Here is a 22549-nt window from a genome sequence, read left to right on the forward strand (position 1 = left end):
ACGGCGATGACGACGCGCCCGGCCCTGCTGCTCGCCGCGATGGCGCTCGCCACCGGGCCCGCCGCCGCGCAGACGGTGCAGGCCGACGAGCCGCGCGCCTACGGTTACCTGGTCGGCGACACGGTGGCGCGCACGGTCACGCTCGACCTGCCCGCCGGCGTCAGGCTCGATGCGGCGTCGCTGCCCAGGCCGGGGCGCCGGGGCAGCGCGTTGGAGCTGCGCAGCGTCGCCTTCCGCCAGGGGCGCGAGCTGTGGCTGGAGTACCAGGTGCTGCTGTCGCCGCGCGCCCCGCGCGTGCTGGAGATGCCGGGCTTCGAACTGCGCTTCGAGGATGCCCGCGGCGCGGCCACCACGCTGCGGGTCGAGGCGTGGCCCGTCGCCGTTTCGCCGCTGGTGGCGGCCGAGGCGCCTGCACGCCGCGGCTTCGGCGAGCTGCAGCCCGACGTGCCGCCCCCGCCCATCGACGTCTCGGCGCCCCGGCTGCGGCTGCTGCTGTACGGCGCGGCCGGCCTCGTGCTGGCGGCCTACCTGTTCCATGTGTATGTCGGCTTTCCGTGGTGGGCGCGGCGGCGGCGGCCGTTCGGCGCCGCCTGGCAATGGCTGCAGTCGATGCCCTCGCAGCCCGACGGCGCGCAGCACCGCCTGGCCTGGGCCCGGGTGCACGGCGCGCTCAACTCCACCGCGGGCAGCACGCTGTTCGAGGCCGGCGTCGAGGGCTTCGTGGCCGCTCACCCGCGCTATGCGGCGCTGCGCGCCGAGCTGCATGCGTTCTTCGAGCGCTCGCGGCGTGCGTTCTTTGCCGGCAGCCCGGCGGACGACGACCTCGCCTGGCTGCGCGCCTTCTGCCGCCGCTGCCGCGACGCGGAGCGGGGCGCGGCATGACGGCGCTGCACTTCGACGCGCCGGGCTGGCTGTGGCTGCTGCCGCTGGCGGCGCTGCCGTGGCTGCTGCGCCGCCGCGAATCGCTCGCCAACACCTGGCTCGCGAGCCTGCCGCGCGACGGGCCCTCCGACGCGATCGGCCTGCTGCTCCACGCCGCGGCCGTGATGGCGCTGGCGGCGCTGGTGATCGCGCTGGCCGGCCCCTACCGGCCCGAGTACACCGTGGAGCGCGTGGGCCGCGGCGCCGAGATCGTGCTGGTGCTCGACCGCAGCCGCAGCATGGACCAGGGCTTCGCCGGCACGCGGGGCGCCGGCAACGGCATCCGCGGCACCGGCCCCGAGGCGCTGGACTACTACGCGCGCCTGCGCGCTTCCCAGAACCGCGAGTCGAAGGGCCAGGTGGCGCGCCAGCTGCTGGCCGATTTCGCGGCCCGCCGGCCGGAGGACCGCTTCGGCATGGTGCTGTTCAGCACGCTGCCGCTGCGGGTGCTGGAGTTCACGCAGAAGCCCGAGCCGATCCAGGCGGCGATCGCGGCGGGCAACGTGGGGCGGGGCCTGTCGGAGACCAACATCGGGCTCGCGCTGGAGAGCGCGCTGGGCTTCTTCGACGAACGGGCCTACACCGGCTCGCGCATCGTGATGCTGGTGTCCGACGGCGGCGACCGGCTCGACGCGGCCATCCGCGAGCGCATCGCGCAACTCGTGCGCAAGCACCGGGTGGCGGTGTACTGGATCTACCTGCGCTCGGCGATGAGCACCGGCCTCGTCGCCCCGCCGGGCGCCGAGGCCGCGGCCGAGAACGCCGAGGTCGCGCCCGAATACTTCCTGCACCGCTTCTTCGAGTCGCTCGGCACGCCGTACCGTGCCTACGAGGCCGACAACCCCGAAGCGATGCAGAAGGCCATCGAGGACGTGAACCGGCTGGAAAACCTGCCCATCGTCTACGAGGACGTGGTGCCGCGCCGCAGCCTCGCGCCCTGGGCGCTGGCGGCGGCGCTCGCGGCCGTGCTGCTGCTGCTGGCGGCCGACCTGGCGGAGATACGCCGATGGACGTGACGAAGCCCGCCTGGGCAACGCGCCGGCGCACCCGTGCCGTGCTGCTGCTGGCGGCGGGCCTGGCCGTGGCCGCGGCGCTCGACGGCAGCCTGCTGTGGCGGGACACGCAGCGCAACGCCGCGATCGCCGAGGTGGCGGCGGGGGCGGCGCCGCCGCAGGGCGCGGCCTCGCTGCCCGAGGGCGCGCTGCCGGAGCTGCGGTTTGCCGCGGCCTATGCCCAGGCCTTGCAGGCCGGGCAGCAGGCCTCGCGCACCGCGGCCGAGGCCGCGCTCAACCGCTACCGCCCGCTGCAGGGCGACACCCCGCTCGGCCAGGCGGCGCGCTTCAACAGCGCCAACCTGCTGATGCGCCAGGCGATGGCCGTGCGCGCCACGCAGCAGCCGGGGCAGGCCATCGCGCTGCTCGAACTGGCCAAGGAGGGCTACCGGGAGGTGCTGCGCCACGACCCGGGCTTCTGGCCCGCGCGCTACAACCTCGAGCGCGCGCAGCGCCTGCTGCCCGACGCGGAGGAGGAAGAGCTGCAGGCCGGCGAGCCGGCGCCCGAGAGCGAGCGCGCGGTGACCACCATGCGCGGGCATTCGCCGGGGTTGCCATGAGCGCCGCACGGCCGCCCGAAGGCGCTCACACCGCAGCCCGGCAGGGCGGAGGTCCTCGGTGAGCGCCGCACGGCCGCCCGAAGGCGCTCACACCGCAGCCCGGCAGGGCGGAGGTCCTCGGTGAGCGCCGCACGGCCGCCCGGCCGGCTGCAGGCGCTCGCGGTACGCGGCCTGCGCGGCCTGCGCGCCCACCGCGACGCGGCGCTGCTCGCGGCCGCGGCGCTGGCGCTGGCCGCCTGCTTCCTGCCGTGGCGCCTCACCGTCGAGCGCGCGCGCTTCGACCACGTGATCGTGCTCGACATCACCCAGAGCATGAACGTGCCCGACATGTCCGCCGCCGGCCGGCCGGTGGCGCGGCTCGCGTTCGCGAAGCAGGCCCTGCGGCAGGCGTTGAACGCGCTGCCCTGCGGCTCGCGCGTGGGCTGGGGCGTGTTCACCGAGTACCGCTCGCTGCTCGTGATGGCGCCGGTGGAGGTGTGCGCGAACCTGGGCGAACTGCGGACCACGCTGGCCAACCTGGACGGCCGCATGGCCTGGATCGGCGGCAGCGAGGTGGCCAAGGGCCTGCACAGCGGCATGGGCATCGTGCGCCAGCTGCCGGAGCGGCCTTCGCTGGTCTTCGTCACCGACGGCCACGAGGCGCCGCCGCTGCACCCCCGCCACCGGCCCCGGCTCGACGGCACGCCCGGCGAGGTGGCGGGCCTGATCGTCGGCGTGGGGCAGGCGCAGCCCTCGCCCATCCCCAAGCTCGACGCGCGGGGCCGTCCGCTGGGCACCTGGGGCCCCGACGAGGTGCTGCAGGCCGATCCGCGCAGCCGCGGGCGGGGCGGCAGCGTGGCCGGCGAGGCCTTGGCGGACGATGCGGCCGGGCCCGCCGCCGCCGTGGGCGCCACGCCGGGCACCGAGCACCTCTCGGGCTTGCGCGAGCCCTACCTGCGGCTGCTGGCCTCGGAAGACGGGCTGCGCTTCCACCGGCTCGGTGGCGCGCAGGATCTGGCGGCCGCGCTCACCGCCCCGGCCTTCGAGCGGCAGGTGCCGGTGGCGCTGGACCTGCGCGAACTGCTGGCGCCCGCCGCGCTGCTGCTGCTGCTGGTTCGGCTGCTGCTGCGCTGGCGCGATGCGCGCCCGGGCCGGCGCTTTCACGCGGCGCCGGGCGGCGTGCCGGTCAGCGGTGTGCGCCCCGGCGCCAGCGCCGGTGGCTGAGCAGGCCCAGCAGGCCCGCCGCCATCAGTCCCACCGTGCCGGGCTCGGGAATGGGGGCCGAGACGTCGGCGGTGAAGCCGATGTTCTGGAAGTCGACCTGGCGGTTGCTGCCGCTCACGAACGCCGTCACGTAGCGCACGTTCAGCGGTGCGGCCAGCAGGATGTCCTGTGCGCGGATGCCGGGGCTGCTGCCCAGCGCCGGCGTGACCTCCAGCGTGCCGACGAGGGCGTTGGCCTGGTTGAAGAACGAGAAGGCGATGTGGTCGACGTCGTAGTCCTCGCTCGTGTAGTTCCAGAAGTGCAGCGTGCCGATGTCGTAGGCCGTGCCGAAGTCGAACAGCAGTTCCAGCCCGCCGCCCGCCTGGTCGGCGGTAAACCAGATGTGCGTGGCCTGCGTGTGGAACTCCTCTGCCGCGGCGGACGGCGCGTCGATCACCTTGGCGATCGTGGCGCCGTTGGCGAACGTGTTGTTGAAGCTGCCGGGCGAGGTGCCCGGGCCGACCGACACGGTGATGTTCGTGCCGTTGAGGTACGTGGGGGCGGCTTGGGCCCCTGCCGTGCCCAGCAAGGACAGCAGGGCCAGGGACGCGGCGATGGGTGTGCTCATGGTCTGCATCGTCTCCTTCCGGTTGCCGGGTTTGCCGGCAGCACGATGCAGGACAAGCGCCGCCCCGTCATCCTTTGTTCCGACGGGACGGGCCTGGCGTTATAGGGATTGCCATCGGCGGCATCACGCCACCGTGATCACCACCTCCGCGTACTCGCTCGGCGCGACCAGGCCGCGCCCGCCGCCGATGTCCATCTCGTTCAGCAGCGCCGTGATCTCGCGCTCCAGCGAGGCTTGCCCGGCTGGGTCGAGCGCGGCGAAGGCCTTCAGCGTGGGGCCGTACCAGTCCCGGAACACCTGCACGAAGTGCGCGGCCGAGCGGTAGCGGAACGGGAAGGTCTTGCGCTCCACGCGCAGCTCGCGGGCCTGCGGGCCGAACAGCGCCGTCAGGTGCGGCTCGGTGCCCCAGAGGGCCGGCGACCGCAGCCCGGCGGGCGGCGGCACGTGGGCGCCGACGATCTTGAACAGCCGGCCGATGAGGCCGTCCGGCGTCCAGTTCGCCAGGCCGATGCGCCCGCCGGGGCGCACCACGCGCAGCAGCTCCCGCGCTGCGCGGGCCTGGTCGGGCGCGAACATCACGCCGAAGGTCGACAGCACGACGTCGAAGCTGGCCGCCTCGTAGGGCAGCGCCTCGGCGTCCGCGACCTCGAACTTCACGTCCAGCCCTTCCGCCTCGGCGCGCCGCCGGCCCTTGTCCAGCAGCGCCGGCACGTAGTCGGTCGAGGTCACCTCGGCAAAGCGGCGGGCCGCGGCCAGGGTGGCGTTGCCGTTGCCGGCGGCCACGTCGAGCACCCGCTCGCCGGCACGAACATCGGCCGCTTCGGCCAGCATCTCGCCGACAATCTGCAGCGTGGTGCCGACGATGGCGAAATCGCCGCTGGCCCAGGTGGCCTGCTGGCGCTGCTTGATCGCGGCATAGTCCGGCGTGGCGGCGGGGGTGGCTGTGATGGAGGTCATGGTGGATTCCTTGGCGATGAATGGGGGCCGACGCGGCAGCGTTCGGTGTGCCCATGATTCGCCCGCCGGCCGCGGCCCGCTTGACCCGCCGTCGCGCCTGTTTGCTCGGGCGTCCGCCGATCCGGCGGCTGCAGCACGATGACCGGCCCCGACCCGCTCTCCGACGTCCTGCGCAGCGTCCGGCTGCGCGGTTCGGTCTTCTTCCAGGTCAGCTGCCACGGCCAGTGGGCCGCGCGGGCGGCGCCTTCGCGCGAGATCGCGCCCGCCGTGATGCCGGGCGCCGAACACGTCATCGAGTACCACCTGTTCGCCAAGGGCGAGGGCTGGGTCGCGGTGGACGGCGAGCCGCCGCTGAGGCTCGCGTGCGGCGACATCGTCATGCTGCCCCACGGCGACGCGCACGTGGTCTCCAGCGCGCCGGGCCTGCGGCCCGCGCCCGACGACGAGCGGCTCTTCCGCATGCTCGGCGATCCGAAGCCGATCCCGGTGACCTACCGCGGCGGCATGGTCGAGCCCGGCGTGCTGCTGCCGGCCGAGGACGCCAGCACCGTCATCGTCTGCGGTTTCATCGCCTGCGACCTGCGGCCGTTCAACCCGCTGATCGACGCGCTGCCGAGGCTGCTGCACCTGCCGGCCGAAGGTGTCGGCGCCTGGGTGGCGCCGGTGCTGGAGCACGCGGCCGCGGAATCGAGCGCGCGGCGTGCCGGCGGCGCGGCGATGCTGGAGCGGGTCAGCGAGATGGTGTTCGTCGACGGCGCTCGGCGCTACCTAAATGCGCTGCCCGCGGCGTCGCGCGGATGGCTGGCCGCGCTGCGCGATCGCCAGGTGGGCCGCGTGATCGCGCTGATGCATGCCGAGCCCACCGCGCCCTGGACGCTGGAGGCGCTCGGCCGGCGCATCGGCCTGTCGCGCTCGGCGCTGCACGAGCGCTTCGTCGCGCTGACCGGCATGGCGCCGATGCACTACCTCACCAGCTGGCGGATGCAATGCGGCGCCCAGCTGCTGCGCGAAGGCCGGGCCACCGTCGCGGCCGTGGCGCTGGAGGTCGGCTACGACTCGGAGGCCGCGTTCGCCCGTGCGTTCAAGCGCGCCACCGGCATGCCGCCGGCGGCGTGGCGGCGCGCGCAGCAGCAGGCCGGCGCGGCCGCCTGAGCGGCGGGCGAAGTGCGGCGCCGACGTGCCGCGCGACCCGTCCTGCCGCTTAACGGCGCCGGCGCACGGCCTGGCGCCGCCCGGTGGCAAAGCCCGGGTGCTGCGCCAGCTGCCGCTGGATGCGCGCCTGCCCCTGCGCCACCAGGAACTGCTCGAACGCCAGCGCCACCTGCGGCAGCTGCCGGCCGTCGAGGTGCATCACGTACCAGTCGCGCTCGATCGGGTTGCCGGGCATCGGCAGCAGCGCCAGCACGCCGGCGTCGAGCTCCAGCACGCAGGTGTGCATCGACAGGAAGGCGACGCCGAAGCCCGCGGCGCACATCTGCTTCAGCGCCTCGTTGCTCGACAGCTCGGAGCCGATGCGCAGCGGCAGCCCCGCCTCGCGGAAGAGGCGCTCGGCCGTGGTGCGCGTGCCCGAGCCGCGCTCGCGCACCAGCAGGCGTGATTCGCCCACGTCGGCCAGCGTCACGCGGCGCGCCGTCATCAGCGCGTGCGAGGGCGATGCCAGGAACGCCATCGGGTGCTTGGCGAAGGCCGTCGCCTGCGTCTTCAGCTCGGCCGGCGGGCGGCCCATGATGGCCAGGTCGATCTCCTGCCCGGCCAGCATGCGCACGATCTCGTCGCGGTTGCCGACCTGCAGCTTCACCTTGACCTTGGGATGCTCGTTCGCGAAGGTCACCAGCAGCGGCGGCAGCAGGTATTCGGCCGTGGTGACCGCGCCCACGCGCAGCGTGCCCGAGAACACGCCCTGCAGCGTGGCCATTTCCTCCCCCGCCTCGCGCCACAGGTCGACGATGCGGGCCGCGTAGCCCGCCAGCAGCTCGCCCGCCTCGGTGAGGCGGATGCCGCGGCCCGCACGCTGCAGCAGCGCGGTGCCGGCCGAATCCTCCAGCGCGCGGATCTGCAGCGACACCGCCGGCTGCGTGAGGTGCAGCTCGTCGGCGGCGAGCGACACGCTGCCCAGCCGCGCCACCGCGTGGAAGGCCGCGAGCTGTCGGAACGTGGCGTTGCGGGTCAGCGGCATGCTTTGATATTAGCTAAACCTGATGCCAAGGGCAGAAAGTTTGATTTCTCATCGAAGGGCGATCTCCCTACATTGGCTTCACGGCACCCCCGCCACGTCATCCGCATCAACGAGGAGACCCCATGGGCAACATGAGCGAAGCCAAGCAGATCACCGACAGCAAGAAGCGTTATGCGGCCGGCGTGCTGAAGTACGCCCAGATGGGCTACTGGGACCCGGACTACGAACCGAAGGCCACCGACATCCTGGCCCTCTTCCGCATCACGCCGCAGGACGGTGTGGACGCGGTGGAAGCCGCCGCCGCGGTGGCCGGCGAATCGAGCACCGCGACCTGGACGGTGGTGTGGACCGACCGCCTGACGGCCTGCGACATGTACCGCGCCAAGGCCTACCGCGTCGAACCGGTGCCGGGCAACCCGGGCCAGTACTTCTGCTACGTGGCCTACGACCTGAGCCTGTTCGAGGAGGGCTCGATCACCAACGTGGCGGCCTCGGTCATCGGCAACGTGTTCAGCTTCAAGCCGCTGAAGGCCGCGCGGCTGGAGGACATGAAGTTCCCGGTGGCCTACGTGAAGACCTTCGCCGGCCCGCCCACCGGCATCATCGTGGAGCGCGAGCGGCTGGACAAGTTCGGCCGGCCGCTGCTGGGCGCCACCACCAAGCCGAAGCTGGGCCTGTCGGGGCGCAACTACGGCCGCGTGGTGTACGAGGGCCTGAAGGGCGGCCTCGACTTCATGAAGGACGACGAGAACATCAACTCGCAGCCCTTCATGCACTGGCGCGACCGCTTCCTGTTCGTGATGGATGCGGTGAACAAGGCCAGCGCCGCGACCGGCGAGGTCAAGGGCAGCTACCTCAACGTGACCGCCGGCACGATGGAGGAGATGTACCGCCGCGCCGAGTTCGCGAAGAGCCTGGGCTCGGTCATCGTCATGGTCGACCTGGTGGTCGGCTACACCGGCATCCAGAGCCTGTCCCACTGGTGCCGCCAGAACGACATGGTGCTGCACCTGCACCGCGCGGGCCACGGCACCTACACGCGACAGAAGACGCATGGCGTGAGCTTCCGCGTGATCGCGAAGTGGATGCGCATGGCCGGCGTGGACCACATCCACGCGGGGACCGCGGTGGGCAAGCTCGAAGGCGATCCGATGACCGTGCAGGGCTACTACAACGTCTGCCGCGACACGCATACCCAGGTCGACCTGCCGCGCGGCATCTACTTCGACCAGGACTGGGGCGCGCTGAAGAAGGTGATGCCGGTGGCCTCGGGCGGCATCCACGCCGGCCAGATGCACCAGCTCATCGACCTGTTCGGCGACGACGTGGTGCTGCAGTTCGGCGGCGGCACCATCGGCCACCCGCAAGGCATCCAGGCCGGCGCCACGGCCAACCGCGTCGCGCTCGAAGCCATGGTGCTGGCCCGCAACGAAGGCCGCGACATCAAGGAAGAAGGCCCGCAGATCCTGCGCGACGCGGCCAAGTGGTGCTCGCCGCTGGCGGCCGCGCTCGACACCTGGGGCGACATCACCTTCAACTACACGCCGACCGACACCTCGGACTTCGTGCCCACGCCCTCCGTCGCCTGACATCGTCCTGGAGCTTCACATGCGCATCACGCAAGGCACCTTCTCGTTCCTGCCGGAACTCACCGACGCCCAGATCACCCGCCAGATCCAGTACTGCCTCGACAAGGGCTGGGCGCTGGGCATCGAATACACCGACGACCCGCACCCCCGCAACACCTTCTGGGAGATGTTCGGCAACCCGATGTTCGACCTGCGCGACGCCGCCGGCGTGCTGATGGAGGTCAACGCCTGCCGCAAGACCTTTCCGAGCCACTACATCCGGCTGATCGCGTTCGACTCGACGCACGGCACCGAGTCGGTGGTGCTGAGCTTCATCGTCAACCGGCCGGCGGAGGAACCCGGCTTCCGCGTCATCCGCACCGAAGAGCCGGGCCGGTCGATCCGCTACAGCATCGAGAGCTACGCCGTGGCGCAGCGCCCCGAAGGCGCCCGCTACACCGCCTGAGCCTGCCCTACGGAAGGACCCACCATCGTGGACACGGCCACCGCACCCCGCGCATTGTTCGAGAGTTCCGGCGTCAAGGCCCTGCTCGACCAGCTCGATGCCGAACTGATCGGCCTGGCGCCGGTGAAGGGCCGCATCCGCGACATCGCCGCGCTGCTGCTGATCGACAAGCTGCGCGAGGAGCAGGGCCTGCAGTCGGCGCCGCCCTCGCTGCACATGTGCTTCACCGGCAACCCCGGCACCGGCAAGACGACGGTGGCGATGCGCATGGCCGGCGTGCTGAAGCAGCTCGGCTACGTGCGCAAGGGCCACCTGGTGGCGGTGACGCGCGATGACCTGGTGGGCCAGTTCATCGGCCACACCGCGCCCAAGACCAAGGAAGTGATCAAGAAGGCGATGGGCGGCGTGCTGTTCATCGACGAGGCGTACTACCTCTACCGGCCCGAGAACGAGCGCGACTACGGCCAGGAGGCGATCGAGATCCTGCTGCAGGTGATGGAGAACCAGCGCGACGACCTGGTGGTGATCCTCGCCGGCTACAAGGACCGCATGGACACCTTCTTCGGCAGCAACCCCGGGATGGCGTCGCGCATCGCGCACCACATCGACTTTCCCGACTACACCGAGGGCGAGCTGATGCAGATCGCCGAGCTGATGCTCAGGGGCCTGAACTACGGCTTCGACGACGGAGCCTCGGCCGCCTTCGCACGCTACGTGCACCTGCGCCGGCAGCAGCCGCACTTCGCCAACGCACGCTCGATCCGCAACGCGCTCGACCGCATCCGCCTGCGCCACGCCACGCGCCTGTTCGGCGCCGGCTCGGCGCTGACGCGCGAACAGCTCTGCACGCTGCAGGCCGAGGACGTGCTGGCCTCGCGGGTGTTCGGCGAAGCGCCGCCCGCCGCGGTGCGCGCGGTGTGAGACGCAGGAGGCTATGACATGACCATAGAAGCCTTGATCCTGGACGTCGACGGCACGCTCGCGGACACCGAGGAGGCGCACCGGCAGGCCTTCAACCAGGCCTTCGAACGCCTGTACCTCGGCTGGCACTGGACGCCGCAGGCCTACCGCCGGCTGCTCGCCACCACCGGAGGCAAGGAGCGCATCGCCGCATGGATCGACGAGCTCGACCCGCCGCCGGCGCAGCGCAAGGCGCTGATGGCGCGCGTGCCCGAGATCCACGCCGAGAAGACCGCCGTCTACACCGCCATCGCCCGCGACGGCGGCATCCCGCTGCGGCCGGGCGTGGAGCGCCTGCTCGACGAGGCGCGCGCCGCCGGCCTGCGCCTGGCCATCGCCAGCACCACCACGGCCGCGAACGTCGACGCGCTGCTGCAGGCGGCGTGGGGCGCGCGCGGGCTGTCGCTGTTCGACGTGATCGCGTGCGGCGACCAGGTGCGCGCCAAGAAGCCCGCGCCCGACATCTACCAGCTCGCGCTCGACACGCTGGGCGTGGCGCCCGAGCGCGCCATTGCGGTGGAGGATTCGCCCAACGGCCTGAAGTCGGCCGTGGCCGCCGGGCTGTGGACGCTGGTCACCCCCACCTTCTGGACCGAAGGCAGCGATTTCGGCGCCGCCGGCCTCGTGCTGCCGCACTTGGGCGACCCGGACGAGCCGGTGCCCGGCGAGCCCGGCGGCGTGCTGCAGGGCGCCGCGTGGCTCGGCATCGAGGAGCTGCTGCAATGCGCTGCGCCGCGGCGCCGGCCCGACGCGATCCAGGCCCTGTACCACTGACTCCACCGAAAGCCAGCCGATGGATCCGTCCCTGCGCATGGCCCCCAGCCTCCTCTCGGCCAACTTCGCCCGCCTCGGCGACGAGGTGGAGGCCGTGGTCGCGGCCGGCGCCGACCTGATTCATTTCGACGTGATGGACAACCACTACGTGCCCAACCTCACCGTCGGCCCGCTGGTGTGCGAGGCCATCCGCCCGCACGCCGGCGCGGTGCCGATCGACGTGCACCTGATGGTGCGGCCGGTGGATGCGCTGGTGCCGATGTTCGTGCAGGCGGGCGCCGGGCTCATCAGCTTCCACCCGGAGGCCAGCGAGCACGTGCACCGCACGATCCAGCTGATCCGGTCGCACGGTGCCAAGGCGGGGCTCGCGCTCAACCCCGCCACGCCGGTGCAGGTGCTCGACCATGTGCTCGACGACCTCGACCTGGTGCTGGTGATGTCGGTCAACCCGGGCTTCGGCGGGCAGGCCTTCATCGACGGCATGCTGCGCAAGATCGAGGCGGTGCGCCGCCGCATCGACGCCAGCGGGCGCGACGTGTGGCTGGAGGTGGACGGCGGCGTGAAGGCGTCCAACGCCGGCCGCATCGCCGCGGCAGGTGCCGACACGCTGGTGGCGGGCTCGGCCGTGTTCAGCGGCGGCGCGGGGCAGTACCGCGCCGCGATCGATGCGATCCGGGCCAGCGCGCAACTCGGCCGCCTGCAGGCCCGTGCCGAGGCCGCCGACACCCGCGCGCTGGAGGCTGCCGCATGAAGCCGCGCATCGAAGCGCTGGAGGCCATCGCCTTCGACCTCGACGGCACCCTGGTCGACAGCGCGCCCGACATCCGCCACGCGCTGAACTCGGCGCTGCAGAAGGCCGGCATGCGCAGCTTCGAGCTGGAGGTGGTGCGCGGCTGGATCGGCGACGGCCCCGAGGCCACCATCGCCCGCGCGATGGCGGCGCAGGGCATCGACCCCCACGACGCGCCCGGCCGCGCACTGCTGGCGCACCTGCGCCGCGGCTTCGACAAGACCGCGCTCGCCGCGCCGCTGGCGCTGGGCACGGTGTTCGACGGCATCGCCGCGCTGCTGGCCGACCTGGCGCGGCAGTACCGCCTGGTGGTGGTCACCAACAAGCCCACGCCGCTGGCGCGTGCGCTGCTCGATGCGGCCCGGCTGCTGCCCTTCTTCGGCGCGGTGCACGGCGCCGACCGGCCCGAGCAGCGCAAGCCGGCACCCGTCTTGCTGAACGAAGCCGCAGCGCGGCTCGGGCTGGACGCCGGCGCGCCGCTGCTGATGGTGGGCGACGGCCGGGCCGACCTGATGGCCGCACGTGCGGCGGGTTGCCCTGTGGCGCTGGCCGGCTGGGGCTACGGGGCCGAAGGCTGGGACGGGCCGGCGCCGTGGCGCGTCGGCACGCCGGCCGAGCTGCGCGATGCCCTGCTGCCGGCCATGTGCACGGCCGTGACAACACAGAACACATTGGTTCATTTCTGAGGAGACCCACCATGCCCATCGGCGCCCGGCCCACGCTGACGCAGTTCCTCATCGAGGAACGGCGACGCCACCCCAACGCAACCGGCGAACTCAACGCGCTGGTCACCGACCTGTCGCTGGCCTGCAAGGCCATCGCCAAGCGCGTCGCCTTCGGCGTGCTGGCGGCCGACGCCGGCCTGCCCACCGCGCCGGTCGGCGTCAACGTGCAGGGCGAGGAGCAGAAGCCGCTGGACGTGCTGAGCAACGAGATCTTCCTGCGGGCCAACGAGTGGGGCGGCCACGTCGCGGGCATGGTGTCCGAGGAACTGGAGGCCGCCTACACGCTGCCGCCGCAGTACCCGCGCGGCAAGTACCTGCTGCTGTTCGACCCGCTCGACGGCTCGTCGAACATCGACGTCAACGTCTCGGTGGGCAGCATCTTCTCGATCCTGCGCGCGCGCACGCCCGGCGAGGACGCCAGGCCGGAGGACTTCCTGCAGCCCGGCACCGATCAGGTGGGCGCGGGCTACGCCATCTACGGCCCCACCACGATGCTGGTGCTGACGCTGGGCAACGGCACGCACGCCTTCACGCTCGAGCCGCAGCTCGGCGAGTGGGTGCTGAGCCACCCGCACCTGCGCATCCCCGAGAAGACGCGCGAGTTCGCGATCAACGCGTCGAACAGCCGCTTCTGGGAGCCGGCCGTGAAGCGCTACGTCGACGAATGCCTGGCCGGCCAGACGGGGCCGCGCGGCGCCGACTTCAACATGCGCTGGATCGCCTCGCTGGTGGCCGAGACGCACCGCATCCTGATGCGCGGCGGCGTCTTCATGTACCCGCGCGACACGAAGGATCCGGCCAGGCCCGGCCGCCTGCGGCTGCTGTACGAAGCCCACCCGATCTCGTTCCTGATCGAGCAGGCCGGCGGACGCGCCAGCACCGGCCGCCGCCGCCTGATGACCGTGCAGCCGGAGGCGCTGCACCAGCGCATCGGCTTCGTGTTCGGCTCGGCCGAGGAGGTGGAGCGCATCGAGGGCTACCACCGCGACGAACCGATCGACACCTACCAGTCGCCGCTGTTCGGCAAGCGCGGCCTCTTCGCCACGACGGCGATGGCCTGAAGCGGGAGCCTCGCCATGTCGAACAAACATCCCATCATCGCGATCACCGGCTCGTCGGGCGCGGGCACCACGTCGGTGACGCGCACCTTCGAGAACATCTTCCGCCGCGAAGGCCTGCAGGCCGCGGTGATCGAGGGCGACAGCTTCCACCGCTACGACCGGCAGTCGATGAAGGCCGCGATGGCCGAGGCCGAGCAGGGCGGCAGGCCGCACTTCAGCCACTTCGGCGAGGACGCGAACCTGTTCGAGGAGCTGGAAGGCCTGTTCCGCGACTACGCCGAGTCGGGCACCGGCCACAGCCGCAAGTACCTGCACGACGCCAACGAGGCCGAGCCGTTCAAGCAGCCGCCCGGCACCTTCACGCCGTGGCAGGCGCTGCCGCCCAGCGAGCTGCTGTTCTACGAAGGCCTGCACGGCGGCGTGAAGACCGACAAGGTCGACGTGGCGCGCTTTGCCGACCTGCTGATCGGCGTGGTGCCGGTGATCAACCTGGAGTGGATCCAGAAGATCCACCGCGACAAGGCCACCCGCGGCTACAGCACCGAGGCGGTCACCGACGTCATCCTGCGCCGCATGCACGAGTACGTGCACTACATCTGCCCGCAGTTCACGCGCACGCACATCAACTTCCAGCGCGTGCCGGTGGTCGATACCTCCGATCCGTTCATCGCGCGCACCATCCCGACGGCCGACGAGAGCCTGGTGGTGATCCGCTTCGCGGACCCGGCGGGCATCGACTTCCCCTACCTGCTGAGCATGCTGCACGACTCGTGGATGAGCCGCGCCAACACGCTGGTGGTGCCGGGCGGGAAGATGGAGCTGGCGATGCAGCTGATCTTCACGCCGATGATCCTGCGGCTGGTCGAGCGGCGGAAGAAGGCGCTCGCGGCCTGAGGCTGGCGAACCTCATCCCTGCCGACACCCTCACCCCAACCCTCTCCCGCGCGCGGGAGAGGGTGTCAACGCACACCCACGCCATGACGACAGATCTGCCCTTGCGCACCCAGTGCGCCAACGCCCTGCGCATGCTCGCCATCGATGCGGTGCAGGCCGCCCACTCCGGCCACCCCGGCATGCCGATGGGCATGGCCGACATCGCCGAGGCGCTGTGGCGCCACGTGCTCAAGCACGACCCGGCACATCCGCAGTGGATCGACCGCGACCGCTTCGTGCTCAGCAACGGCCACGGCTCGATGCTGCTGTACGGCCTGCTGCACCTCTGCGGCTACGCGCTGCCGCTGGACGAGCTGAAGCGCTTCCGCCAGCTGCACAGCCTGACGCCCGGCCACCCGGAGGTGGACGTGACGCCCGGCGTCGAGACCACCACCGGCCCGCTCGGCCAGGGCCTGGCCAACGCGGTGGGCATGGCGCTGGCCGAGAAGCTGCTGGCCGACGAGTTCAACCGCCCCGGCCACCCCGTGGTCGATCACCGCACCTGGGTCTTCGCGGGCGACGGCTGCCTGATGGAAGGCATCAGCCACGAAGCCTGTTCGCTCGCCGGCACCTGGGGCCTGAACAAGCTCGTGGTCTTCTACGACGACAACGGCATCTCGATCGACGGCGAGGTGAGCGGCTGGTTCACCGACGACACGCCTGCGCGCTTCGAGGCCTACGGCTGGACGGTGCTGCGCGACGTGGACGGGCACGACCCGCTGGTGCTCGACGAGGCCATCCGCCAGGCGATGGCGAGCGACAGGCCGGTGCTGGTGTGCTGCCAGACCGAGATCGGCCATGGGTCGCCGAACCGCGCCAACACCGCCGACGTGCACGGCGCGCCGCTGGGCGAGGCCGAGATCGCGCTGACACGCGCCGCGCTCGGCTGGACGTCAGCACCGTTCCAGGTGCCCGAGGCGGTGGCGCGTGCGTGGTCGGCCGCCGCGGCGGGGAGCAGCCGGCATGCCGCGTGGGAGCGGCGCATGGCCGCCTATGCGGAGGACTACCCCGAGCTGGCGCACGAGCTGCTGCGCCGCACCGCCGGCCGCACGGCGGCGGCCGCGCTGCCCGCATCGGCCGAAGCGGCGCTGGCCGAGGCCATCCGCGTCGCCGAGGAGCGCCGCGCGGCCGTGGCCACGCGCAAGGCCTCGCAGGAGTTGCTGAACGCGGTCGGCCCGCAGCTGCCCGAGCTGCTGGGCGGCTCGGCCGACCTCACCGGCTCCAACCTCACCGACTGGAAGGGCCACCGCCCGCTCACCGGCCGCGGCACCGGCAACCACGTGCACTACGGCGTGCGCGAGTTCGGCATGGCCGCGGTGATGAACGGCGTGGCGCTGCACGGCGGCCACCGGCCCTACGGCGGCACCTTCCTGACCTTCTCCGATTACTCGCGCAACGCGGTGCGCATGTCGGCGCTGATGAAGCTGCCGGTGGTGCATGTGTTCACGCACGACTCCATCGGCCTGGGCGAAGACGGCCCCACCCACCAGCCGGTGGAGCATGCGAGCAGCCTGCGGCTGATCCCCGGGCTGGACGTGTGGCGGCCGGCCGATGCCACCGAGACGGCGGTGGCCTGGCGCGAGGCGCTGCGCCGGGGCGACGGCCCCTCGGCCCTGCTGCTCACCCGCCAGGGCCTGCCGCACGCGGGCGACGGCTTCGACCGGACCGAGGCCATCGCCCGCGGCGCCTACGTGCTGCGCCGGCCGGCGGGCGAGCGCGTGGCCCTGCTGGCCAGCGGCTCGGAGGTGGGCATTGCGCTGGCGGCGGCCGAGTGGCTGGCGCAGCAGGGCGTGCCGGCACGGGTGGTCTCCGTGCCGTGCCTGGACCGCTTCGAGCGCCAGGACGCCACCTACCGGGCCGCCACGATCCCGCGCCACCTGCCGCGCCTGGCCATCGAGGCCGGCAGCAGCGGCCTGTGGTGGAAGCACGTCGGCGAGCAGGGCGACGTGGTCGGGCTCGACCGCTTCGGCGAATCGGCCCCTGCCGCGCAGCTCTTCAAGCTTTTTGGCTTCACGCCGGAGGCGGTGGCCGAGCGGGCGCTGCGGCTGCTGCCGCGGGCGCACCCCGTGCACGACGAGGCCCTGCAGCACGTGGCGCTCAGCGCCAACTGACGCGCGGCCACCGGATTCCCCACGAACCGAGGAGACGCCCCATGGCGATGATTTCACTGCGGCAACTGCTCGACCACGCCGCCGAGCACGGCTACGGCGTGCCGGCCTTCAACGTCAACAACCTCGAGCAGATCCAGGCCATCATGCAGGCCGCGCAGAAGACCTCGAGCCCGGTCATCCTGCAGGCCAGCGCCGGCGCCCGCCAGTACGCGGGCGAGCCCTTCCTGCGCAAGATGGTCGAGGCCGCGGCCGAGATGTACCCCGGCATCCCGATCGTGATGCACCAGGACCACGGCGCCAGCCCGGCGGTGTGCCTGCAATCCATCCGCTCCGGCTTCACCAGCGTGATGATGGATGGCTCGCTGAAGGAAGACGCGAAGACGCCCGCCAGCTACGACTACAACGTCGACGTGACGCGCCGCGTGGTCGAGATGGCGCACGCGGTGGGCGTGTCGGTGGAGGGCGAGCTGGGCTGCCTCGGCTCGCTCGAATCCGGCACGGCGGGCGAGGAGGACGGCGTGGGCGCCGCAGGCCAGCTGTCGCACGAGCAGCTGCTGACCGATCCCGACCAGGCGGCCGACTTCGTCGCGAGGACGGGCGTCGACGCGCTGGCCATCGCCATCGGCACCAGCCACGGCGCCTACAAGTTCAGCCGCCCCCCCACGGGCGACATCCTCGCCATCGACCGCATCAAGGCGATCCATGCGCGCATCCCGGACACGCACCTGGTGATGCACGGCTCGTCGTCGGTGCCGCAGGCCTGGCTGGCGGTCATCCGCGAGCACGGCGGCGAGATCCAGGAGACCTACGGCGTGCCGGTGGACGAGATCCGCGAGGGCATCCGCCACGGCGTGCGCAAGGTCAACATCGACACCGACATCCGCCTGGCGATGACGGGCGCGATGCGCCGGGCGATGGCCCGGGACCGCAGCGAGTTCGATCCGCGCAAGTTCCTGAAGGAGGCCCTGGCGGCCGCGCGCGAGCTGTGCGCCGAGCGCTTCGAGGCCTTCGGCTGCGCGGGGCAGGCGGGGCGGATCCGGCCTGCCGCGGTGGGCTGATCGGCGCATCTGCACCGGTGGCGCGCACCAAGACGAGGCCGCTGCACCACCGGAAGAACCAGGATGGTGCGTGCGCACCGCACCAGCTTTGCACAGGTTGCAACAGGTTCAAGGCGTGTTCCGGTCACGCCGATAGGGAGGAGGTAGCGGCCCCTCCCGTCGGCCGACAGAGCACGAGATGAAGCAGTACTTGTCCCAGCTCAGCCTGGCCCGGAAGTTCGCCCTGGTGGCCTTGCTCGCCGCGCTGATGCTGATCCCGCCCACGGTGATGATCGTCCGGGCCGACCTTGGCAACCTGCATGCGGCGCAGCAGCAGCAGGCCGGCATCGCGCCGGCGCGCGCGGTGCTGACGCTGGTGCGGCTGACGCAGCAGCACCGCGGCCTGTCGGCCGTGGTGCTGGCCGGCAACGAGGAGATGGCCGCGCAGCGCGAGGCCAAGCAGGCCCAGGTCGGTCAGGAGCTGGAGGCGGTCGCCGCCGCGGTCCGGGCCCTGCCCGACGCGGCCCTCGCCGAGGCCGCGCAGCAGCTGGCCGCGCAGTGGCGGGAGGTGTCGGGCGCGGTCTCTGGCCGCTCGATCGACGGGCCTGCGAGCTTCGCGCGCCACACCGCGCTGATCGCCCGGCAGGTCGACCTGCTGGAAGACATCGCCAACACCTCCGGCATCGTGCTGCATCCGCGCCGCGGCACCTATTTCCTGCAGAACGGTGTGCTGCAGCACCTGCCGCGGCTGACCGAATCGCTGGGCCAGCTGCGTGCGCTCGGCGCGACGCTGCTGGCGCAGTTCGACCCGCGGCCCGAAGACCGCCGGCGCATCGAGCTGCTGGTCGCGCAGGCGCGGGCGCAGCACCTGGCGGTGCACAAGTCGCTGGCGCTCGCCGTCGGCGGCGATCCGCTGCTGCGCGACGCGATGGCCGCCCAGTCCGGCAGCGCCGACCAGTCGGCGGCCGAGGGCCTGCGCCTGATCGAGGAGAAGGTGCTGCCCAAGGGCGCGCTGCTGCCGCAGGCCGACTACTTCGCAGCGATCACCCGCGTCATCGACGAACAGTTCAAGCTGATCGACACGGCCTTCGGCGAGCTGGGCCGCACGGTGGCCGACGACGCGGCCGCCGCCACGCAGCGGCTGTTGGCGGTGCTCGGCCTCATCGCCGGGCTGGCGGCGGCGGCGCTGTGGCTGATGTGGCTGATCACCCGGGTCACCACGTCGTCGATGGCCTCGGCGCTGCGCGTGGCGCAGTCGGTGGCGGCGGGCGACCTGTCGGTGGCGGTGCCGGCCGCGGGGCGCGACGAGGCCGGCCAGCTGCTGGCCGCGCTCGGCACCATGCGCGCCAGCCTGAGCCGCGTCGTCGGCACCGTGCGCGGCAACGCGGAGAGCGTGGCCACCGCGAGCGCGCAGATCGCGCAGGGCAACCAGGATCTGAGCCAGCGCACCGAGGAGCAGGCCAGCGCGCTGCAGCAGACCGCCGCGTCGATGGAGCAGCTGGGCTCCACGGTGCGCATGAACGCCGACAACGCGGTGGAGGCCAACCGCCTGGCGCAGCAGGCCTCGATCGCCGCCGGCGAGGGCGGGGGCGTCGTCACCCAGGTCGTCGAGACGATGCGCGGCATCCAGGACAGCAGCCGCCGCATCGGCGACATCATCGAGGTGATCGACGGCATCGCCTTCCAGACCAACATCCTCGCGCTCAATGCCGCGGTCGAGGCGGCCCGGGCGGGCGACCAGGGCCGGGGCTTCGCGGTGGTGGCGGGCGAAGTGCGGCAGCTCGCCAAGCGCAGCGCCGATGCGGCGCGCGAGATCAAGGGCCTGATCACCCACAGCGTCGGCCAGGTCGACCGGGGCGCCGAGCTGGTCGACCGCGCGGGCGAGACCATGCAGGGCGTGGTCGCGGCGATCCAGCGCGTGACCGACATCATGGGCGGCATCAGCGCCGCCAGCGGCGAGCAAAGCACCGGCGTGTCCCAGGTCGGCGAGGCGGTGAGCCAGATGGACCACGCCACGCAGCAGAACGCCGCGCTGGTCGAGGAATCGGCCGCCGCCGCCGAGAGCCTGAAGCTGCAGGCGCGCCAACTCGTCGACGCGGTGGCCGTGTTCCGGCTGGCGCCCGGCGCCGAGGCCGTGCCGGCCTGACGGCCCCCGCCCGACGGGCGGCGCTCAGGCGCTGCCGGCGGGCAGCAGCGGCAGTACCGTGTCGGCGGGCCGGCACAGCCGCGTGCCCCGCGGCGACACGACGATGGGCCGGTTGATCAGGATGGGATGCGCCAGCATGGCGTCGACCAGCTGCGTGTCCGTCCACTTCGGGTCGGCCAGGTTCAGCTGCTCGTAGACATCGCCCTTGCTGCGCAGCACCTCGCGCACCGGCAGGCCCGTGGCGGCGATCAGCGCCAGCAGCGTCTCGCGGCTGGGCGGCGTCTTCAGGTACTCGATCACCGCCGGCTCGATGCCGGCGGCGCGGATCGCGGCGAGCACGTTGCGCGAGGTGCCGCAGGCGGGGTTGTGGTAGATCGTGTAGTCGCTCATGCGCGGAAGCCGGTGGCTGCAGTCGGGCCGGCGAGCTTAGCCTGATGTCTACTCACGCCATGCCGCCCCCACACGCTCCCCGACCAGCCGCGCCGCCCTGCTGCGTGGCATGCCCCGCATGATCCGGCCCGGCACCGCCGTCGCGGTGATCGTGCTGTCGCAATGGCTGGGCACCTCGCTGTGGTTCAGCCCCAGCGGGGCGGCCGACGGGTTGATGCTGCGGCTGCAGCTCGGGCCGGCGGCGTTCGGCGTGCTGCTGGCCGCCACGCAGCTCGGCTTCATTGCGGGCACGCTGGCCTTCGCGGCCAGCGGCGCGGCCGACCGCCATCCGGCCAGCCGGATCTTCGCCTGGAGCTGCGTGGCCGGCGCGCTGGTGAACGCCGCGGTGGCGCTGCCGGCCGTGGGCTTTGCCGAGGCCTGCGTGCTGCGCTTCGCGGTGGGCCTGTGCCTGGCTGGCATTTACCCGCTGGGCATGAAGATGATCGTGCAGTGGGTCGGCGGCAAGCCGGCCGCGGCGCTGGGCTGGCTGATCGGCATGCTGACCCTGGGCACCGCGATGCCCCACGGCCTGCGGGCCGCAGGCGCCGAATGGCCGTGGCAGGCGGTGCTGCTGGCGTCCTCGGCCCTGGCCGTCCTCGGCGGCGCGGCGGTGGCCTGGCTGGGCGAAGGCGGGCATGTGCGCGCCGGCGGCAAGCCCACCCCGGTGCCCGGGACGCCCGGCCGCGTCACCGACCCGCCGGCCGCCGCGGCGCCGCGGGCGGGCTTGTGGGGCGTGGCGCGGCGCGTGTTCGCCGTGCAGGGGTTCCGTGCCTCCGCGTTCGGCTACTTCGGCCACATGTGGGAGCTGTATGCGTTCTGGGGTGTGCTGCCCTGGCTGTGCGCGCCCATCAGCGCCGCGCTGGCGCAGCGGCAGGGCGCGGCGGCGCCCTCGGTGGCGCTGCTGAGCTTTGCGGTGATCGGCGTCGGCGCGCTGGGCTGCATCCTCGGCGGCCAGTGGGCGCGGCGCATCGGCAGCGCGCGCGTGGCCGCGTTGGCGCTGGCGGGCTCGGGGGCGATGTGCCTGGCCTATCCGCTGCTGCCGGCCACGGCGCCGCTGTGGCAGCTGGCGGCGCTGGGCTTCTGGGGCGTGTGCGTGGTCGCGGATTCGCCGCAGTTCTCGGCCATCTCGGCGCAGCAGTGCCCGCCGGAGGTGCTGGCCAGCGGGCTGCTGGTGCAGAACGGCATCGGCTTCTTCATCACCGTCGTCAGCATCCTCGTGATGAGCCACGCGCTGCCGGCCTGGGGCGCGCCGGCGCTGTGGCTGCTGGCGCCGGGGCCGGTGCTGGGCTTGATCGGGATGCGTGCGCTGCTGCGGCCGCCGGCGCCGAGCGGCAGCTGAGCAGGGCGGCGCTGCTACGCGGCGACGACGATCGGGAACTCCGCGGCCAGCCCCTGCGGCCCGGCGGCGAAAGGCCGGGTCACGGCGGCGCGGTCGGCCGCGTCCAGCCGCCGCCAGAGAAAGTCCTGCGCGTTGCCCGGGTCGCCCTCGGCGTAGAGCTGCGTCGTCAGCAGCTCGCCGCGGCCCTGCAGCACCTTGAGGTGGATGTGCGGCGTGCGCCCGCCGTAGGCCACCGGCCGGATGGTGCGGAAGCGGTAGCGGCCGTCGCGTCCGAGCGTGACACGCCCGTAGCCCTGGAAGGCCTCGTCGGCCCGGTCGCCGTCGCGCGCGTGGCGGTAGTGGCCGGCGTGGTCGCACTGCCAGATCTCCACCACCGCGCCGTCGAGCGGCCGGCCGGCGGTGTCGGTCACCTGGCCCTGCACCCAGGCCGGGCGGCCGTGCGCGTAGCGGCGGCCGGCGCGGTCGAGCAGGTCGGCGTCGGCATCGCCCTCGAAGACCGGTGGGTAGAAGGGCCCCTCGGTCTGCCGCGGCGTGGGGCGCAGCGGCTGCTGCGCGTGCGCTGACCGCAGGATGGCGGGGCAGCCGAGCGTGGCGGCGGCCAGGGCGCCGGCCACCAGGCGGCGGCGGGCGGGGTGCGGGCAGCGGTGCGGGTCGTGGGCGGTCGTCATGCGCGATCTCCGTGGGGGCGGCAGGTTGGAGCGTCGCGGCGGCGAAGCGTTCACGCTGCATAGCTG

Annotated in this window: 22 protein-coding genes; 17 read left to right on the forward strand and 5 right to left on the reverse strand. The window is 72.7% G+C overall.

The genetic code is table 11. The features are described 5' to 3' along the window. Window positions 1-6 precede the first annotated feature (6 nt). The 4 genes from V4F39_RS03805 (at window position 7) to V4F39_RS03820 (ending at window position 3736) form a co-directional block, all read left to right on the forward strand. Window positions 7-882, forward strand: coding sequence for a hypothetical protein (locus V4F39_RS03805; protein ID WP_332287940.1), 876 nt, complete (start codon window positions 7-9; stop codon window positions 880-882). Beyond that, complete coding sequence (locus V4F39_RS03810) at window positions 879-1937, forward strand: vWA domain-containing protein (protein WP_332287941.1); 1059 nt, start codon at window positions 879-881, stop codon at window positions 1935-1937. The genes V4F39_RS03805 and V4F39_RS03810 overlap by 4 nt, the downstream gene beginning before the upstream one ends. Next, on the forward strand, window positions 1928-2533 hold the full coding sequence (locus V4F39_RS03815; RefSeq protein WP_332287942.1) for a hypothetical protein: 606 nt from the start codon (window positions 1928-1930) through the stop codon (window positions 2531-2533). Before V4F39_RS03810 ends, V4F39_RS03815 begins: the two co-directional genes overlap by 10 nt. A 120-nt stretch (window positions 2534-2653) precedes the next feature. Beyond that, on the forward strand, window positions 2654-3736 hold the full coding sequence (locus V4F39_RS03820) for a vWA domain-containing protein (RefSeq protein ID WP_332287943.1): 1083 nt from the start codon (window positions 2654-2656) through the stop codon (window positions 3734-3736). Here the strand turns inward: V4F39_RS03820 and V4F39_RS03825 are convergent. Both V4F39_RS03825 and V4F39_RS03830 read right to left on the reverse strand, forming a co-directional pair. Then, window positions 3699-4343: a PEP-CTERM sorting domain-containing protein gene (locus V4F39_RS03825; RefSeq protein ID WP_332287945.1), complete on the reverse strand. Its 645-nt coding sequence runs from the start codon at window positions 4341-4343 to the stop codon at window positions 3699-3701. The two genes, V4F39_RS03820 and V4F39_RS03825, sit on opposite strands and share 38 nt — an antisense overlap. A 123-nt stretch (window positions 4344-4466) precedes the next feature. After that, window positions 4467-5300, reverse strand: coding sequence for a class I SAM-dependent methyltransferase (locus V4F39_RS03830; protein WP_332287946.1), 834 nt, complete (start codon window positions 5298-5300; stop codon window positions 4467-4469). 138 nt (window positions 5301-5438) lie between these two features. Here V4F39_RS03830 and V4F39_RS03835 point away from each other — a divergent pair, with 138 nt between their 5' ends. Further along, window positions 5439-6452, forward strand: a complete 1014-nt coding sequence (locus V4F39_RS03835) for an AraC family transcriptional regulator (protein WP_332287947.1) — start codon at window positions 5439-5441, stop codon at window positions 6450-6452. 49 nt (window positions 6453-6501) lie between these two features. On the opposite strand, the gene V4F39_RS03840 is transcribed toward V4F39_RS03835, so the two are convergent. Beyond that, window positions 6502-7470, reverse strand: a complete 969-nt coding sequence (locus V4F39_RS03840) for a LysR family transcriptional regulator (RefSeq protein ID WP_378235041.1) — start codon at window positions 7468-7470, stop codon at window positions 6502-6504. Between the two features lie 137 nt (window positions 7471-7607). Between V4F39_RS03840 and V4F39_RS03845 the strand changes: the two genes are divergently transcribed. The 11 genes from V4F39_RS03845 (at window position 7608) to V4F39_RS03895 (ending at window position 20047) form a co-directional block, all read left to right on the forward strand. Then, on the forward strand, window positions 7608-9065 hold the full coding sequence (locus tag V4F39_RS03845) for a form I ribulose bisphosphate carboxylase large subunit (RefSeq protein ID WP_332287988.1): 1458 nt from the start codon (window positions 7608-7610) through the stop codon (window positions 9063-9065). A 19-nt stretch (window positions 9066-9084) separates the two neighbouring features. Further along, window positions 9085-9510, forward strand: coding sequence for a ribulose bisphosphate carboxylase small subunit (locus V4F39_RS03850; protein WP_332287949.1), 426 nt, complete (start codon window positions 9085-9087; stop codon window positions 9508-9510). A gap of 27 nt (window positions 9511-9537) precedes the next feature. Next, window positions 9538-10431 carry a CbbX protein gene (cbbX, locus tag V4F39_RS03855; protein WP_332287950.1) on the forward strand — a complete coding sequence of 298 codons (894 nt, stop codon included), beginning with the start codon at window positions 9538-9540 and terminating at the stop codon, window positions 10429-10431. A gap of 18 nt (window positions 10432-10449) precedes the next feature. Beyond that, the gene (locus tag V4F39_RS03860) at window positions 10450-11244 is read left to right on the forward strand and encodes an HAD-IA family hydrolase (RefSeq protein ID WP_332287951.1); all 795 of its coding nucleotides are present in this window, start codon (window positions 10450-10452) and stop codon (window positions 11242-11244) included. A gap of 37 nt (window positions 11245-11281) precedes the next feature. Next, entirely contained in the window at window positions 11282-11995 is a 714-nt protein-coding gene (gene rpe / locus V4F39_RS03865) for a ribulose-phosphate 3-epimerase (RefSeq protein WP_332287952.1), read from the forward strand. Next, on the forward strand, window positions 11992-12720 hold the full coding sequence (locus tag V4F39_RS03870; protein WP_332287953.1) for an HAD family hydrolase: 729 nt from the start codon (window positions 11992-11994) through the stop codon (window positions 12718-12720). The genes rpe and V4F39_RS03870 overlap by 4 nt, the downstream gene beginning before the upstream one ends. Before the next feature lie 11 nt (window positions 12721-12731). Next, on the forward strand, window positions 12732-13820 hold the full coding sequence (locus tag V4F39_RS03875; protein ID WP_332287954.1) for a class 1 fructose-bisphosphatase: 1089 nt from the start codon (window positions 12732-12734) through the stop codon (window positions 13818-13820). Window positions 13821-13835: 15 nt separating this feature from the next. Then, window positions 13836-14714: a phosphoribulokinase gene (locus V4F39_RS03880; RefSeq protein ID WP_332287955.1), complete on the forward strand. Its 879-nt coding sequence runs from the start codon at window positions 13836-13838 to the stop codon at window positions 14712-14714. Window positions 14715-14797: 83 nt separating this feature from the next. Then, on the forward strand, window positions 14798-16864 hold the full coding sequence (gene tkt, locus V4F39_RS03885) for a transketolase (RefSeq protein ID WP_332287956.1): 2067 nt from the start codon (window positions 14798-14800) through the stop codon (window positions 16862-16864). Window positions 16865-16905: 41 nt separating this feature from the next. Beyond that, window positions 16906-17922: a class II fructose-bisphosphate aldolase gene (fba, locus tag V4F39_RS03890; protein WP_332287957.1), complete on the forward strand. Its 1017-nt coding sequence runs from the start codon at window positions 16906-16908 to the stop codon at window positions 17920-17922. Between the two features lie 178 nt (window positions 17923-18100). After that, the gene (locus tag V4F39_RS03895) at window positions 18101-20047 is read left to right on the forward strand and encodes a methyl-accepting chemotaxis protein (RefSeq protein ID WP_332287958.1); all 1947 of its coding nucleotides are present in this window, start codon (window positions 18101-18103) and stop codon (window positions 20045-20047) included. A 24-nt stretch (window positions 20048-20071) separates the two neighbouring features. Here the strand turns inward: V4F39_RS03895 and arsC are convergent, their stop codons facing one another. Then, entirely contained in the window at window positions 20072-20437 is a 366-nt protein-coding gene (arsC, locus tag V4F39_RS03900; RefSeq protein ID WP_332287959.1) for an arsenate reductase (glutaredoxin), read from the reverse strand. A 109-nt stretch (window positions 20438-20546) separates the two neighbouring features. Between arsC and V4F39_RS03905 the strand changes: the two genes are divergently transcribed. After that, complete coding sequence (locus tag V4F39_RS03905) at window positions 20547-21815, forward strand: MFS transporter (RefSeq protein WP_332287960.1); 1269 nt, start codon at window positions 20547-20549, stop codon at window positions 21813-21815. Window positions 21816-21829: 14 nt separating this feature from the next. On the opposite strand, the gene V4F39_RS03910 is transcribed toward V4F39_RS03905, so the two are convergent. Continuing rightward, window positions 21830-22483, reverse strand: a complete 654-nt coding sequence (locus tag V4F39_RS03910) for a protocatechuate 3,4-dioxygenase (RefSeq protein ID WP_332287961.1) — start codon at window positions 22481-22483, stop codon at window positions 21830-21832. Window positions 22484-22549 lie beyond the last annotated feature (66 nt).

Origin of the sequence: Aquincola agrisoli, from assembly GCF_036621135.1 — a bacterium.
In the GTDB taxonomy this organism is placed as follows: domain Bacteria; phylum Pseudomonadota; class Gammaproteobacteria; order Burkholderiales; family Burkholderiaceae_C; genus Aquincola; species Aquincola agrisoli.